Genomic DNA, 15,708 nt, shown 5'->3' on the forward strand with positions numbered 1-15,708 from the left:
ATCATCCTCCCAGCAGTTCGTCATAATACTCAGCCTGTTTCTGAAGCTGTTTCTGAAGATTAAATTTCTGCTCGATTTTCAAACGTGCGGCTGTCGCATATGTTTTCCATTTATTTCTGTTGCTGAGCATAAATTCGAGCGCGTCTGCAAGCTCATCTACATTATTTTCTTTGACCAAAACACCTTCTTTATTGTGAGTGATCAGTTCAGGAATTCCGGCATGAAAAGTTGAGATCACGGGCAGGCCAGTTGCCATGGCTTCTTTGATGGTATTCGGAATGCCTTCCACATCTCCGTTGGATGCTTCCATACTGGGGGCGCAGAATAAGTCCGCACGGGCCATTTCCTGTTGTAATCGGTCTTTTGGGACCTGTTCCAGAAGCCGGAAGGAATCACCAAGCTCAAGCTGGGCGGCCAAGGCTCTGATCGGTTCTTCAAGCATACCGCTCCCAATTATGGTCAGGGAGGCCTTTGGAAATTTATCCAGTATTTTATGAAAAGCCTGGATTAAGATTGAATGGCCCTTTTTTTCTACGAGTCTTCCGGCGGATAAAATGTTTTGAGAGTCCCCTTGAAGGGGTATCCGGTAGACAAATTGATTCAGGTCGACGCCGCCATACAATACTCTGATTTTCTCCAGCGGGCAGCCCCACTCCGCTACTTTTTCCGCTAAATAATGGCAGACAGGGAAAAAACGCTCACCCCGATCAAAAAGCATCTTTATGTTGTCTGAATAGCCGACGGGCTGGTTGGCAAGTGTTGCATCCCTTCCCCGAATGCTTGTAACCAGCGGAATTTTCGTCTTATCTTTAATCGGAAGGAGCAATAAGCCCAATTGCCCATGGTGCGCATGCATCAGGGAGATATGCTTTTTTTTAACATAATCCTCTGGTGAAAAAATTTCGCTGAGGTAATAAACCTTATCATTAAGTAGGGTGATATCCGTCATATATTCAGGCTTTCGGACCAAATGCACGTAGTCATATCCGGGTACTTGACGGATCTGGGGGATATATTGAGTCTGATCAACCCTTAAATTCAAATGCATCACTGTAGCCAAATGAACCTTCACCTTTCGATTTTGTATCGCTTACTCATAAAGTATGCGATTAGGCAAAAGTTCGTTTGCACGGGTCCAGCCATTTAGTCACCCTACCATTATGCATATGGGTCACGGACATTCAGAAACTGCAGGAAAGAAAAAAGGCTGTCTCATTCGCCAGTCATCCGGCGAAAAGATAACCTTTTCTTTTTGTGTTCGTTCTATTGCATGTTTTTACTGTAAAGTGAACCACATCGGCACTAAAGTGCCGAGCTTCTGGGAACGTGGCACACGTGCCTGAAAAATCCAAGTAGAGGGCACCACTTTTTACCAAGGCTCATCCCAAGCCCATGCGAGTTTTTTTAACAACTTGGTTATCGTTGTCGATTTTGTTGAGACTTGGTTTTCGCCTTAACAATTAGATTATAGAACATATGATCGCTTTTGTCGATGGATTAGATTGTCCGTGCCACTGATTTATCTCGGCCATGAATGTGAGAGTTTTCTCAGTTGGTAACCTGTATAAAAATTTTTTTACTCATTCATAGACTGAATGATAGAAAACTAAATATTCATGGGCTTCTTCTGTAACTGTTCTTACCTTTTCTTTGTTTATATTTTCCTTTATTCCATTTAAAAGTTCGGGTTCCTTTATTATCTTGCTTAATATTTTGGTTAGCTTTTCTGAATGACTTCTTGGAAAGATAAACCCATTCCGTCCATGATCAATGATTTCTGTTATGCCCCCGACATCCGAAGCAATGACGGGTAATCCGCAAGCTAATGCTTCGTAAACCACAAATGGACAATTTTCATGCCAAATTGAAGGAACAATAAGGACATCAACCTCACCGAAAATTTTCCCAATATCCAATTCGTCGTAAACACCACAAAACTCAATATTCCCATTTTTAGAGGCAGATTCTCTAATCTGATGATTATAGGATTCATCATTTCCGGATCCATAGATTTTCAACTTAGCTTTTTTTACCTTGGAATTTAAAAATGCTTTGATTAAAACATGGAGTCCTTTGTGATAATAATGGCTTCCCGCATAGCAGAATGTCAGCTTTTGGTTTTTAGTATAAAAGGCCTTTTTCTGTATGAAATTTTCTTTATTGATTCCGTAATGAATCACGTTAATATCTATTTCAGGAAATTCCTTCTGAAACATTCTTGCCAAAAAGAAGGATGGGGCAATGACCTTTTTTGCAGACAACAATATATTTTTAGATTGGTTGTAACGGTATTTGACAAATTCATTATTGATCTCCGGGCACAGCGTTCTGCAAGCATCACCTTGTTTCGCACCAGAACAAGGTGAGCCAGCACTTGTCATTAATATACCTTTAGGGCACATCATGAAATAATCGGTAAGGGTTATAAAATAGGGGATGCCCCTTTTTATTGATACATTAATGAACTCACCCATTCGAATGGGATGCGCAACATGAACAATATCCGGCTGCTCTTTTTGAAAGATCATGTCAGCAAACCTGGTTAATTCAGAGTCTTCAAGTGATTGATAAAGCGTTTGGGGACCGGGGTCATTCAAGTGTTTATAGGCAATAATAGGGATATCTTTATAGAGAAATTCTTTGTATAGGATGTTTTCATAGGTATGTTCGAAATATGAGTCGGGTTGGAAACTATGAGTAATCACTTTTACGTCGTGTCCATCAGTCTTTACTTGCCTGGAAAGATTGAGCAAGAAATTTTCAGTACCTGTATATGTTTCCGGGTAGAATTGATGGATCAGATAAAGAATTTTTATGGTAAACACCCCTTATTCTTTACTTGCCTTTTTCCATATTTTCTTAACTGGATGTTATCATCAAGTTAAACAGGCAAAGAAGGATCTCCTCTATTTACACATCAGAATACAAGCTGCATCAATGATTCATAAAAGCATTTTATAATTTGGCTTTGTTAAACCTGTCTGTTGTTTTTCGCCCCAGGCGCTCGTTTTCCGCGGGCGATCCGTGAGCTTCCTCGCTTGGTACCCTTGCTAGGCCAGAAGGTTCGCTGATCCCGCAGGAGTCTCGCACCTTTCGCCCCAATCAACGAAGGGCAAAAACAACATTGAATTTAAACATATTGTGACCAGCAGAAAATGCGTGAAAAGAAACAGACTGCATTAATAAAAATCCAATCACAATATTATGTACGTTACTTTGGCTTTATGCATGAAAATGAGTTTAATTAGTTGATTGTTAAAGCCCTACATAAATTAGGCTGTTTGACAGCTTCTTATGTCAAACAGCTTGCCGCATTCGTACTTCACCATATATTTACAATGAATATCACGTTGTGAGACATATCGATTTGTGGATGAGATGAGGGTGATTCTTTCCATTCTTTATAAGTTTCCGGATCCATCACCTTGACTTGTTCCAGAAAGGAGTCCAGGAAGTTTCTTTCCCGAAGATTCTCAAATAGTTCAAGAGGTTGGGCTTGATCATGCGAGTATGAGTAAACATGATCGATCATTTTAAAACCGTCTTTTGTTATAAAGACATGGCGCAACGGGGCGTCAATTTGCTTGAAACCGGACTGTTTCATCTTTTTTAGTATATCCAGCAGCTGTCTCGTAATGTCTTCAGAGAGGCTTTGCTGTTTTTTAAGATAGCTGTTTAAATCAGGTCCGATCAGATATTCCATAATCGTATAATTTGTCGCTGTTTTATAAACCCTTGGTATGAAGGATAGGGATTGGTTTGATAAGAGGACTTCTTGTTCTAGCTGGGCGTATCTTGTTTTTCCGTAAAATTTAATACATTGATCTTCAGATATTCTGAAAACGGCGCCTTGGTGCCCTTTTCCCATAAACATTTGCATTATTGTACTATCTACCTTTACACGATTCCCTTTTCCCCCGGAGGTCACCATGACTTGATCAAAGTCTATTTTGTCATGCATATAAGTGTCCCATTCGTTAAAAGTAACGGGATCCAGTTTTTTAACTTGCGATAAAAATGAATCTTTTAAGAGGATCATTTTTAAATCTCTTAACAATTTAAGTGGTACGGGATGTTGTCTTTTGAAGGAGTTGACATGGTCTATAACTTTCATCTCCCCATTCTTCAGGACGAATATATGGCGAAGCGGTGCATCAATCATAGTAAAGTTTGCACGTTTTAATTCGTTTAGTATATTGAGAAGCTTTTTGACAATAGATTCAGGGATATACGTGGAGTTTATGAGGTATTCTTTTAAAGTGGGCGCGTTAAAATATTCCATCACGACATAATTTGAACCCGACTCATAGAATTTAGGAAAGAAGGGGAGATGCTGACCGGATTCCAAAGCAAATGCCTCCATTTTAGCTTGCTCCTCTTCTGCATAAACTTTGACACATTGATCCTCTGAAAGCTTAAAAACAGCGCCCTGAGTACCGTACCCAATCAGCGGATAGATTGTGGGGTTATGAATCTCTAAGGATCGTTCGCCTTTTGTCACAATGATCGATTTAAAATCCTCCATAATCAGTCTCCTAACACTTCATCATAATATTTAGCCTGCTGCAAAAGCTGCTTGTTAAGGTCGAAATTCTGTTCGATTTTTTGACGGGCTGCAAGAGTATAGGTTTCCCATTTCTGTCTGTTATTCAACATAAATTCAATAGCATCTGCAAGTTCGTCCACGTTATTCTCCTGGACTAAAATACCCTCTTTATCATGAGTGATCAGCTCGGGGATACCCGCATGAAAGGTCGAAATCACTGGCACCCCTGTTGCCATGGCTTCTTTTATTGTATTTGGGATTCCCTCTACATCGCCGTTAGAGGCTTCCATGCTAGGAGCACAAAATAAATCTGCATGAGTCAGTTCTTCTTGCACTTGATCTTTTGGAATTTGTTTGAGAAAGCGGAAAGAATGACCGAGGTTAAGCTCGGTTGCCAAAGAGTTGATGGAATTTTCAAGCGGCCCACTTCCGATAATGGTCAGAGTGGCATTAGGGAATTGATGCCTTATTTTATGAAAAGCCCGGATTAATATCAGATGTCCTTTTTTTTCAACGAGCCTTCCAAAAGATATTATGTTTTGAGAATCTCTCTGATTGGGAGATCGATAGACGAATTGGTTAAGATCGACTCCGCCATACAATACCCTTATTTTGTCTGATGGACAGCCTAAGTCCGTAATTTTCTCCGCAAGAAATTGACAGACCGGGAAAAACAGCTCACCTTGGTCAAATAGCATCTTGATGTGCTCCAAATAGCCAATCGGCTGGTCGGCAAGTGTTGCATCACGCCCTCGAATGCTCGTCACGAGCGGAAGGTTCATTTCTTCTTTAAAAGGAAGTAATAAAATTCCTAATTGAGCATGGTGTGCATGTAATAGAGTAATATGATTGTTTTTTACATATTCTGCGGGAGAGAAAATTTCATTTAGGTAATATACCTTTTTGTTAAAAAGTGAGAGATCCGTCATGTACTTAGCCTGTCGGACCATATGAATGTATTCGTAACCAGGGACCTGGCGGATCTGTTCAATGTATTGGGCCCTATCAACCCTTAAGTTTAAATGCATAACTGTATCCAACGCTACCTTCACCTTTCGAATTTTATCAGTTATGAATACAGTATGCGTGGCTGATTCGCTTAGATTGGACCATTTAATAGGGTTTTAGATAAACAGATGAATCGCCTTATGATGCATTAGATTATTCTGTATTTTCACTCAGTCTTCAACCATTATGTAGGTCTTTGATGAAGCACATCTATGTTTCAAATGCTGCCTATTCATTTCTTAATCAAAAATCATCTTTAAAGATATCTATAAATGCCCTTATTCTATTGGACAACTTACTCTTAGTCCACTTATGAATACATTGTTAACAGAGAAAGGGGGCTTAAACTTGGTCAGAAAAGCGATTATTCCTGCAGCAGGGTATGGAACTAGAGGCCTGCCGATTACAAAAGTTCTTCCAAAAGAAATGCTGCCCATTTGCGGTCGACCCGCTATTGAGTATATCGTCCAGGAAGCGATTGATTCAGGAATTGAACAGATTTTAATTGTCGTATCTAAAAATAAGGATATGATTTTGGACTATTTTGATAGATCTCTGGAGCTTGAAGCCTATTTAGAAAAGAAAAATAAAACAGATTTATTGAAGAAGCTGGATCAGCCCAAAGTCCATATTCAATACATCCGTCAGCCCTATCCTGCAGGATTGGGAGACGCTGTTCGATTAGGCAAGTTTTTTGTTGGTCAGGAACCTTTTGCCGTTTTGCTTCCTGATGAAATTGTGGTTTCAAAGGATAAAACAGCATTACGTCAATTAATTGAAAAGCACAGTACCCTAAAAGGAAATGTGCTTGGATTAAAGCGTGTGGATCCATCCGAACTTAAAAGTTATGGAGTGGTTGATCCTCAGAAGCTGGACGACAGGACTTTTAAACTAAAAAACATTATTGAAAAAGCACAGCATTCTTTTCCATCGAATCTGGCAGTTGTAGGAAGATACGTTCTTGAACCTGCTATATTTAACTATTTAGATCGACAGAAGCCCGGAGTTGGGTCAGAAATTCAATTAACAGATGCAATCAAAGAGATGTTAAGCGATGGACCTGGTTATGGTATCGAAATTTCCGGGCAGCGGTTTGATATTTCAAAGATGCCAGAGTATGTGTCGCTTATAAATTTGTTATGTAGTTCGGCTCCAGGGTAAGGGAAACATTTTGGAGGTGGTTTGCCATAAAAATTTTAATTGTTGGAACAGGTTATGTTGGAACAACTACAGCGCTTGTTTTTTGTGAAAAAGGTCATCAGGTAACAGGCCTTGATGTTGATGAAGAGAAAATAAAGAAATTGCAATCCGGAGAGCTTCACTTTTTTGAACCTGGTTTAGGTGAATTATTAAAAAAGCATTTAAGAGAAGGAAATCTTTCTTTTACTCAAGATGAATCGAAAGCCATTGAAGAAAACGATGTCATTTTTATTTGTGTAGGCACGCCGCAGGATAAAGATGGCAGTGCTGATCTTAGATATGTTCAAAAAGTGGCTGAACGAATTGGAGAAAATCTGAATACCTATAAAGTGATTGTGGATAAAAGTACCGTTCCTGTAGGCACAGCCGATAAGGTTGCCCGATGGATCTTGGAACATCGGAAGAATGCCATTCCGTTTGATGTGGTTTCCAATCCAGAATTTCTTCGTGAAGGATCGGCACTCCAAGATGCCTTGAATCCTGATCGTATTGTCATAGGATACTCAAGTGAGAAAGCTCTGCATTCAATGCGGGAACTCTATAAGGACTTCGCATGTCCGTTCGTTGAGACAACACCGAAAACAGCTGAGATGATCAAGTATGCCGCCAATTCCTTCCTGGCTTTAAAAATATCTTATATTAATGAACTCGCACGATTATGCGATCTCTTAGGAATTAAGATTGATGATCTGTCAAAGGGAATCGGTCTGGATCATCGAATTGGCGAGGCTTTTCTAAAAGCGGGTGTTGGTTATGGCGGATCCTGCTTTCCAAAAGATGTCAGTGCCTTGCTTAAAACCGCTGAAACAAACCATCAAACGTTATCCATCTTAGAAGCAGCTGTGAAGGTCAACCAGACACAGCCAAAATATTTTGTTGAAAAACTTCAGGCTGCTCTCGGCAGCTTGGAAAATAAAGTAATTGCCGTTCTCGGATTGGCCTTTAAATCCAACACCGATGATATACGGGAATCGCCAAGTTTTAAAATCATTGATCATCTTGTTCAGGCGGGAGCTAAAATAAAAGCTCATGATCCGACTGTAAAAATGGGATCAAGCCCATCTTTTAAACAAGTCTCCACAGTTGAAGAATGTGTTTCGGATACCGACGCTATTATCTTATGCACGGATTGGGAGCAGTATAAAAACATTGACTGGATGTCCGTCAGAAAAAGCGTACGGTTCCCCTTTATCGTTGACGGTAAAAACATGCTGAATGCAAATGAAGTAAAGCATGCAGGCTATGGTTATTATGCACTCGGAAAAAGTTAACTGTTTATAAAACGTGAGACCCGATGTAACGATTGAAAAGGATTGGGGGAACGATCCATGATTCTGGTAACAGGCGGAGCAGGTTATATAGGGAGCCATGTTACAAGAGAATTAATCAACCAGGGCTATGAAGTCATCGTGTTGGATAATTTATCAACGGGACATCAGTCGGCCATTGACCGGAGAGCTGTTTTTAAATTAGGGGATATTGGTGATCGTCAGACACTGGATGACTTATTTAATCAATATGACATCAAAGCGGTGATGCATTTTGCGGCCAACTGTCTGGTCGGCGAATCCGTCCAGAATCCGTTAAAGTATTACGATAACAATGTGGGAAAAACAACGCGACTGATCCAAAGCATGGTAGAGAATAACGTTAAAAAGCTTATTTTTTCGTCAACTTGTGCCATCTATGGGAATCCTGAACAGGATATCATAACAGAGCAAATTCCGAAAAAACCGATTAACCCATATGGAAGATCTAAGCTTATGATCGAGACGATTTTAAGTGATACCTTGAAAAGCGATGAGTTAAGCTATATTTCGCTCAGATATTTTAATGCGGCAGGCGCTTATCCCTCCGGTGAAATCGGAGAAGATCATGATCCGGAAACACATTTAATTCCGAATATCCTGAAGCACTTGCAGGGAGCTGTCGAAAATATCGAAGTTTTCGGCAACGATTATGATACTCCTGATGGCACCTGTATCAGAGATTATATCCACGTTCAGGATTTAACGAATGCGCACATTCTCGCTTTAAAGCACCTTTTATCGCAACCTAAAATAGGGTTTCAGTATAATCTAGGCAATGGAAAAGGCTATTCTGTAAAAGAGGTTATCGGTGAATGCGAGCGGATAACAAATAAAAAAGCAAAGGTTCGATATGCGCCCAGAAGGCCAGGAGATCCGCCTGTCTTAGTCGCGTCATCCTCGAAAATAAAGAATGAATTAGGATGGTTTCCGGTTTATACCTTAACGGATAGTGTTCGTTCAGCCTGGCAATGGCACATCAAACATCCACATGGTTATCAATGAAATTAATATGAATGATTTAGAGTACACAATGGGGGGCTGACCCCCATTTTTATTTATTGTTTCGATTAACATGGTTCTTTAACAAAGCCTTTTTTGATGAATAGTCTAATAGGAAGAATTGATAAGGAGTGAGCAGCGATCAGTCACTCAGAACTTTTGATACCTGAAGTCAATCTGAAAGTGTATCCAAAGAATCAAATGATAATCTGCAGTAGTGCCACCGGAAAAGTGCACGAAACAGAATTGAGAATCATGAGACCCACGGTTGAAGCCTATGCAAAAAAGTATAACATGGATACGATTTTCTTTAAGGAACGCTTCGATTCAAGCAGGCCTGCGTCATGGGATAAAATTATCATTCTATATAACTTATTAAAGAATTACGATAGGGTCATGTGGATCGATTCAGATGCCATATTTTTAGATACTCGTTTAGATATACGAACAGAATTAGATGAAGATCATGTCATGTTTATGGTCACGCATTACGGAAGGTCGCCAATCTGGCCTAATGCCGGACTCATTGTTGCGAAAAAGGATGAGAAGACCTTTGATTTATTGAACAAAATATGGAATGAAACAGATGCCATCAATCATCCATGGTGGGAGCAGCAAGCTTTTTTTAGTGTACTCGGATATGAAAATTCCTATCATCACATCATTGCTTATCATCCCAATCAATACAGTAACCTTATTGGTTCTTTAGATCTTAAATGGAACAGCAGACCAATAGATGGTGATATAAGTGAAGATCCAATGATTATGCATTATGGCGGTCTTCCACATGAAAAGAGGATCAGCGGAATGGCAGCCTGCTATCGTATCTTTAAAATAAGAACGAGGAGGGATAAGTATAGAAGAAAAAACTAAGTATCGTCACTTTGTCAGCTAATCGAAGCGTGCCATTTGTTGCAGGCTTGTCCACTATTGGGACAGCGTGCCAGGCACGCTCTTTCGCCTGTTCTAGGGTTTATGCTGTTCCGTTACAGACGCATTCTTTTTAAGCAGGCTGCAAACTTGGGAATGTTTAGGGTGACATCATCCGCTCCCGGCCATCTACTCTGTATTTGTTCTCCTTTTTCACCAATAAAGTAATAATACTTTAAGTTCCCCAATGCACTGATTCCATAAAAATGAGCGATAACATAATTTGGAAGGAAAATCTCCAGAATCTTTGTTCCAGGGCTGCAGAAAGTCAAATTGGTTAATGCTGCCCCATGTACACCCACTATGGCCTCTGCAGAGGAAAAAAGTTGAACCTGCTCGGCCACCGATAACGATTCCAATTCCACTTTTACAAAATCATATTTTCTTAGTATGTCCATGACCTGATCTTCATTCGTGATTTTTCGCGACCATTTTCTACTGATGTAAATTCGCTTTTTATCAGAGGCATGGAACGCAGCCCCTTTTAAAAACGTTTTGCGGAGAAAATCATGTCCCCATTTTGTAGGAAATGTTGGTTGTGTCGAAATGATTAAATGATCAGCCTGAACATGGAAACCGACGTGAGTCCTTAATAATTGTCCATGATTCAGCCCTATTTGATTCAAGGTTTCGGTTTGGTAAGGCTGCTCAGGCTCAGTGTTCACGATATACTGATTAACCGCCAGACCGCTTTGCTGAATGAGATGAATCCGGGGAAGCACCTCATACATCCAATGATAATAATTCCTGCTAAAAACATGTGTCAGGTCTGCCGCATTTTTGACAAAAGAAACGGCAGGCAACGTCTTCTCTTTAAAAATAGAATGGTTCTCGGGTGTAATATCAACCCCCTCAAAGGATGCGTCCCATAGGAGTTGATTATCAGGGGTAATGATGGCTCCGTTTAATCCCCATACACGTCCGTGCGGGAGAACCGCGACATACCCCCCCTGTGATTTTAATTGATTGGGAAACCATGAAGAAGGCCAGGGGGGACGATGTCTCGTCTTGCTTAAAATAGGCGTTTCAGGGTAGATTTCTTTAATAGCTACTCCCGTTGATAAGGCTCCATCCTTTGCAGTGGCCCATTCTTTTATAGAATGAATGACTCCGATAGGCGGCAGTAATGAATTCAAAGTGACACCCCTGTTCATTATCGTTTTCTTCAGTCAGTATCTTTGTTCCCTTTCATTTACCAGTTTAGTCGCTCTCTATAGTAGTCATATTCTTCTTTAAGATAGGGCTCGCCGTTCCACGGTTTGATATCCGTGTTGAAATGAATAATTTTTGGCTGAATCTGTAAATGTCCCATTCTGAATACCTGATAGTTCCATTTGTAATCGAGTTGAAACCATTTGTCATACAATATGGCGTTAAGCGCATCCTGATCCCACCACATAATTTTTGAAGAATATTTCCTGATAAATTGAAAAACCTTTTTCGAAATATTGTTTTTCCGCCACTTGTCAAGATTCATTAACATAACGCCTGAATTAAAATATTTATACTGTTTGGGTATTTGGATTCCGGCAATATCAACCGGGTCCTCTACAGCACCCAAAAAATAGTGATCTAATTGTTTATTGTTCCATAATTCAAGGAGATCATCTTTAATGATCAGATCACTGTCCAGGTACAATGCTTTTTTGATCTTCTTGTCTAAGAGATCCGGAATCGAGATCCGGTAAAATGCTTCCCGGCTCACATGTCCCCAGCCTTTGCAGTATTTGAATAGCCTCTGATCGACATTCAGGAAAGTAAGAGAGGAGTTGAAGGTTTTAAGGAGCCTCTGTAACTTGAATTTATGGTCCTCCGACAAGTCTCCATCGATAATATAAATTTGATAGCGCGTTTCCGGCGCTTTATTTTCAAATAAAGAAAGGAGCATCGTAGCTAAATGAACGGCATAGTTGTCATTGCAAAGTGTAATTATTGAGACATCGTCCATTTATGATCCCTCGCGTCGCTGTTTGTCCAGTTGCCTATAGTTGTCGGCTAAGGACTCGCAATAGTTTAGTAGGTTGACAATAGCATTGACTTCGTGATCTGTGGTGTACTTTAAATCCAATGAATGGCAGAAGGAAACGTTCATTGGAACATGTCTTTCCTGATGATCCGATATCGCTTCAACGTTTAGATCAAAGTTATTTTTTTTAAGTTCATCAAAGAGGGTATGCCAATGATAATTAAAGCCTTCGCTATAGTTGTAAGAAGCAAGCGTGTTAATCCATCCTACAGTTATTTTGGATTTTAATTGTTCTATAGATCGATAAGGAAAATGTCTTAACTTCAGGTTCTGCAAGATCTGAGTTTGTATATTTTTTTTATCAAATAGTAGATCATGGTTGCCTCCAGATATTGAGGGGGAATAAGTATCCATTATTTCTTTCGAAACGATGACTTTCGGCCAATAATCTTTGATAGGACTCGCGAAAGTCAGTCTGTTCGGGATAAACAAATCGTCTTCATTAAGATTAATTGGGAAGTAAGTATATTCTCTTTCAAGGTAATAAATTTTGCTCGTTGATAAATTGTTTACCAGTTTTCGAGGATTTCCAGAATAATTCGGCGATATTAAAAATTCATCGACGTCTAAAGGGAAGATTAAATCGGGACCAAACTGATCAAAGGTATATCTGATTAAATCGGTTGTTTTGTCTCCCTGGATATATTCCAGACTGACATCATGTTTTAAATGGACGGGTAGACCCTCTCCCTGCAAGCTGTAGATAATTTCCAAAGATCGATCCGTACTTCCATTATCTAAAAGAACCATGCCGTCAAAAATGTTCAGATGGTATCTAATGTAAGACTCAATAATGTCGGCCTCATTCTTTAACATGCCGACACAAAACACTTTTTTCATAGCGATCCCCCTTAGGTTTTTCATGTCCGGTCGATATAGTTTATTCACTTTATTTTTTTATGTATAGATGATTCCACAATTTCTCATTGAGCATAGTATGAACCAAACGGTTGGGGGGAGTTTATCTATGGAGTTGTCTGTGGTAACAGCTGTGTATAATGGTGAAGCACATCTTGAAGAAGCTGTTCATAGCATACTGAATCAAACATTAAATGATTTTGAATATATTATTGTGAATGACGGCTCCAATGATCGGACAAGAGAAATATTAGACCGTTTAACCGACCCTAGAGTAAAGGTCATTCATTCGGAGATGAACAATGGTGCTGCCAATGCCTTAAATACAGGCATTCACGAAGCCAGAGGCGAATGGATTGCTCTTCAAGATGCCGATGATGTAAGTATTGAACACCGCTTGCAAAGACAATTAGACTATATAAAGTCCCATCCGGAGTTTGCGGCTGTCGGTGCCCTCATTCAGTGTATATCTGGAGAAGAAAGTATCGATCCGGATTTTCTGAAGATGGAAAGCTTTTTTTTCAACGCTAAAGATCCGGAACGGTTCAGGGATGAACAGTTTTACAGTACGCCCATTTGTCATGGTACGGGCTTTTTCTCAAAAAGTGCCTTTCAAAATATTGGAGGATACGATCCCAACTTTAAAATTGCCTATGATTACGATCTTTGGTCGAGAATGTTTGAAGAGGGAGAGATTGGAAGAGTACCGGAAATTTTATACCAATACAGAGTTCGGACCCATTCTCTTGCACACACGAATCGAATAGAGACAACATGCGAAGTTCTCCTGAGCACGTTTAAATCTATAGTAAAGGTAAAGTTCGGCCATTTAAACAGAATACCCAAACTGCTTTTACTCGGTTCACAAAAAGAGATTGCCTTTTATAAAGAAAAAATAGCATCCAGAAACCGTTATTCCGAGATGCTGTTTCTTGAACAAAAAATGAGCGCTATTAAAAAGGCATACTCCTTATACCGATTTCACAAAATCGACGGGATTGTTCTGGCTTCAAATTCTCAAGCTGATCGGAGTTTTCGTTATTTTGTCAGCAAGGGTTTATCATTCGGAAGTCAAGTGTTTAAAGTCTGGATACCCGACGAGTTATCGTAAAAAGTGCAACCGTCACTGTTTGTTTTGTAAAAACAGGTTATAACTCTCTTGCATGCTGGTCAATCTTTCCTCAAGGGGAACCCCGCAGTGATGGACAATAACAGGATTACTGGATGCACCTAAAAATCCGCCCCACGACATCATGCTGTTGTATTTTATATCCAAAGTTTTAATACAATGCGTATATTCAGTCGGTCCCACATAGTAAAAGAAGTCACGCGGATTGGGATAACCTAAAAGCTTAAAGAGGGCACCTTGTTCCCAAGGATGATTGGGAATATAATCCGTTTGATTCCATATATCTTCTAATATTTGTATGGATCGAGCCGTTTTTTTAACGACCCACACCCCTGTATTCGGGCAACAGGGTTCTACGCCCTTGTGTGTGCAAAGATGCATATCATAGTTTGAATCAAGGTCGTCTTTAATATTTTGACGAGGATTTACAATCATGGTGTCGGCATCCATCCAGATGACCAACGAGTAGTCATCCAAGAGTTTGCGTATTAAAACGACTTTATCCCAGGCAACGGGTCTGTTCGTCAATGGGTAGGTGACAAAGACGGTATCAAATCCATGTGTGTTTGCGTAAAGGTCGACCGTTGGTTTCATTAAGTTCAACAAGTTTTGATGCTCACCGATTGCGAGTGAACAAATGACGGTATCACTTGAAGGATGGAGATTAAGATCAACTTTGGGAATCAATACTATGACCTCTTCTCGCTTCAAATCTTATCTTTATAAGCTTTTATTGTCGCTTTAAGTCCTTCGTCCAGAGAAACGGTCGGTTCCCAGTTTAAAAGTCTTTTAGCCTTCTCTAGATCCGGTTTTCGAATCGTGGGATCATCGACTGGCAGCGGTTGAAAAACAATTCTGCTACTGGATTGTGTCACGTGCTTTATTTTTTTTGCCAGATCAAGAATCGTTATTTCAGCAGGATTGCCAATATTAATGATTTCTCCAGTGGCATCTTCTTTTTCCATCAGCAGTTTTAATCCGTGAATGGTATCGGTGACGTAACAAAAGGATCGGGTTTGGGTCCCGTCACCATATACCGTTATATCTTTACCCGTTAAAGCTTCCGTCACAAAATTTGAAATGACACGGCCATCATCATTTGCGAGACCTGCCGAATACGTATTAAAAATGCGTGCAACCTTCACTTTGACATCATATAAAGCGTGGTAGAGGTAACAATACACTTCACCAAGCCGTTTGGATTCGTCATAACAGGCTCTTGGACCCCAAGTGTTGACATTTCCACGATACGTTTCCGGCTGGGGGGTAATCTTTGGATCACCGTAAGCCTCACTTGTACTTGTATACACTATTTTTGCATCGCTTTTCCTGGCTAATTCAAGCATGTTTTTTGTACCTAGTGTGTTCACTTCAATGGTTTTTAGCGGGTATGCCTGATAGCTCTTAGGAGAAGCCGGTGACGCCAGATGATAGATTTCATCTACTCCGTTTAAATGGGGATGACTGAGCAGTTCAGAAGAACAAATGTCCATGTCGATAAAAGTAAACTTTTCGCTGTTCCTATCAATCAAATTTTTGGATTTTCCGGTTAACAAGTTATCGATACCGATGACTAGGTTCCCCTCATCGATCAGTTCTTTTGTCAAATGAGATCCTAAGAAGCCTGCCGCCCCGGTTACGACAATTTTTTTTCCCATTTCTGCACCTCTTTTATCTTTCGATTCACGTTGATAACATATTA

General features: G+C 40.0%; 14 protein-coding genes. 5 read left to right on the plus strand and 9 right to left on the minus strand.

Features of this window, described 5'->3' with window-relative positions; all coding sequences use genetic code 11:
* Position 1 precedes the first annotated feature (1 nt).
* The 4 genes from E4665_RS07565 to E4665_RS07580 form a co-directional block, all read right to left on the minus strand.
* On the minus strand, positions 2 to 1,051 hold the full coding sequence (locus tag E4665_RS07565) for a glycosyltransferase (RefSeq protein ID WP_241654739.1): 1,050 nt from the start codon (positions 1,049 to 1,051) through the stop codon (positions 2 to 4).
* Between the two features lie 529 nt (positions 1,052 to 1,580).
* A complete protein-coding gene (locus tag E4665_RS07570; protein WP_241654730.1) occupies positions 1,581 to 2,825 on the minus strand; it encodes a glycosyltransferase in 1,245 nt (414 codons plus the stop codon).
* A gap of 497 nt (positions 2,826 to 3,322) precedes the next feature.
* On the minus strand, positions 3,323 to 4,501 hold the full coding sequence (locus E4665_RS07575) for a hypothetical protein (RefSeq protein ID WP_241654731.1): 1,179 nt from the start codon (positions 4,499 to 4,501) through the stop codon (positions 3,323 to 3,325).
* Positions 4,502 to 4,527: 26 nt separating this feature from the next.
* Positions 4,528 to 5,586, minus strand: a complete 1,059-nt coding sequence (locus E4665_RS07580) for a glycosyltransferase (RefSeq protein ID WP_135348186.1) — start codon at positions 5,584 to 5,586, stop codon at positions 4,528 to 4,530.
* Between the two features lie 316 nt (positions 5,587 to 5,902).
* Between E4665_RS07580 and E4665_RS07585 the strand changes: the two genes are divergently transcribed.
* The 4 genes from E4665_RS07585 to E4665_RS07600 all read left to right on the plus strand — a co-directional run bounded on the left by E4665_RS07585 (position 5,903) and on the right by E4665_RS07600 (position 9,936).
* Positions 5,903 to 6,715, plus strand: a complete 813-nt coding sequence (locus E4665_RS07585; protein WP_135348187.1) for a UTP--glucose-1-phosphate uridylyltransferase — start codon at positions 5,903 to 5,905, stop codon at positions 6,713 to 6,715.
* A 26-nt stretch (positions 6,716 to 6,741) separates the two neighbouring features.
* On the plus strand, positions 6,742 to 8,025 hold the full coding sequence (locus E4665_RS07590) for a UDP-glucose dehydrogenase family protein (protein ID WP_135348188.1): 1,284 nt from the start codon (positions 6,742 to 6,744) through the stop codon (positions 8,023 to 8,025).
* A 57-nt stretch (positions 8,026 to 8,082) separates the two neighbouring features.
* Complete coding sequence (galE, locus tag E4665_RS07595; RefSeq protein ID WP_135348189.1) at positions 8,083 to 9,066, plus strand: UDP-glucose 4-epimerase GalE; 984 nt, start codon at positions 8,083 to 8,085, stop codon at positions 9,064 to 9,066.
* 252 nt (positions 9,067 to 9,318) lie between these two features.
* Positions 9,319 to 9,936 carry a putative nucleotide-diphospho-sugar transferase gene (locus E4665_RS07600; RefSeq protein ID WP_241654732.1) on the plus strand — a complete coding sequence of 206 codons (618 nt, stop codon included), beginning with the start codon at positions 9,319 to 9,321 and terminating at the stop codon, positions 9,934 to 9,936.
* A gap of 113 nt (positions 9,937 to 10,049) precedes the next feature.
* Here the strand turns inward: E4665_RS07600 and E4665_RS07605 are convergent, their stop codons facing one another.
* Genes E4665_RS07605 through E4665_RS07615 form a run of 3 tightly spaced genes read right to left on the minus strand, consistent with a single transcriptional unit; the run spans position 10,050 to position 12,859 of the window.
* The gene (locus E4665_RS07605) at positions 10,050 to 11,129 is read right to left on the minus strand and encodes a glycosyltransferase family 61 protein (protein ID WP_135348190.1); all 1,080 of its coding nucleotides are present in this window, start codon (positions 11,127 to 11,129) and stop codon (positions 10,050 to 10,052) included.
* Positions 11,130 to 11,185: 56 nt separating this feature from the next.
* Positions 11,186 to 11,941, minus strand: coding sequence for a glycosyltransferase family 8 protein (locus E4665_RS07610; protein ID WP_135348191.1), 756 nt, complete (start codon positions 11,939 to 11,941; stop codon positions 11,186 to 11,188).
* A complete protein-coding gene (locus E4665_RS07615; protein WP_135348192.1) occupies positions 11,942 to 12,859 on the minus strand; it encodes a glycosyltransferase family 2 protein in 918 nt (305 codons plus the stop codon).
* A 97-nt stretch (positions 12,860 to 12,956) separates the two neighbouring features.
* On the opposite strand from E4665_RS07615, the gene E4665_RS07620 reads away from it, so the two are divergent.
* Positions 12,957 to 13,988 carry a glycosyltransferase gene (locus tag E4665_RS07620; protein WP_241654733.1) on the plus strand — a complete coding sequence of 344 codons (1,032 nt, stop codon included), beginning with the start codon at positions 12,957 to 12,959 and terminating at the stop codon, positions 13,986 to 13,988.
* Positions 13,989 to 14,000: 12 nt separating this feature from the next.
* Here E4665_RS07620 and E4665_RS07625 read toward each other — a convergent pair whose 3' ends face one another.
* Complete coding sequence (locus E4665_RS07625) at positions 14,001 to 14,693, minus strand: DUF273 domain-containing protein (RefSeq protein WP_135348193.1); 693 nt, start codon at positions 14,691 to 14,693, stop codon at positions 14,001 to 14,003.
* Between the two features lie 20 nt (positions 14,694 to 14,713).
* A complete protein-coding gene (locus E4665_RS07630) occupies positions 14,714 to 15,664 on the minus strand; it encodes an NAD-dependent epimerase/dehydratase family protein (protein WP_135348194.1) in 951 nt (316 codons plus the stop codon).
* Positions 15,665 to 15,708 lie beyond the last annotated feature (44 nt).

It is taken from the genome of Sporolactobacillus shoreae (genome assembly GCF_004684935.1).
Classification (GTDB): domain Bacteria; phylum Bacillota; class Bacilli; order Bacillales; family Sporolactobacillaceae; genus Sporolactobacillus; species Sporolactobacillus shoreae.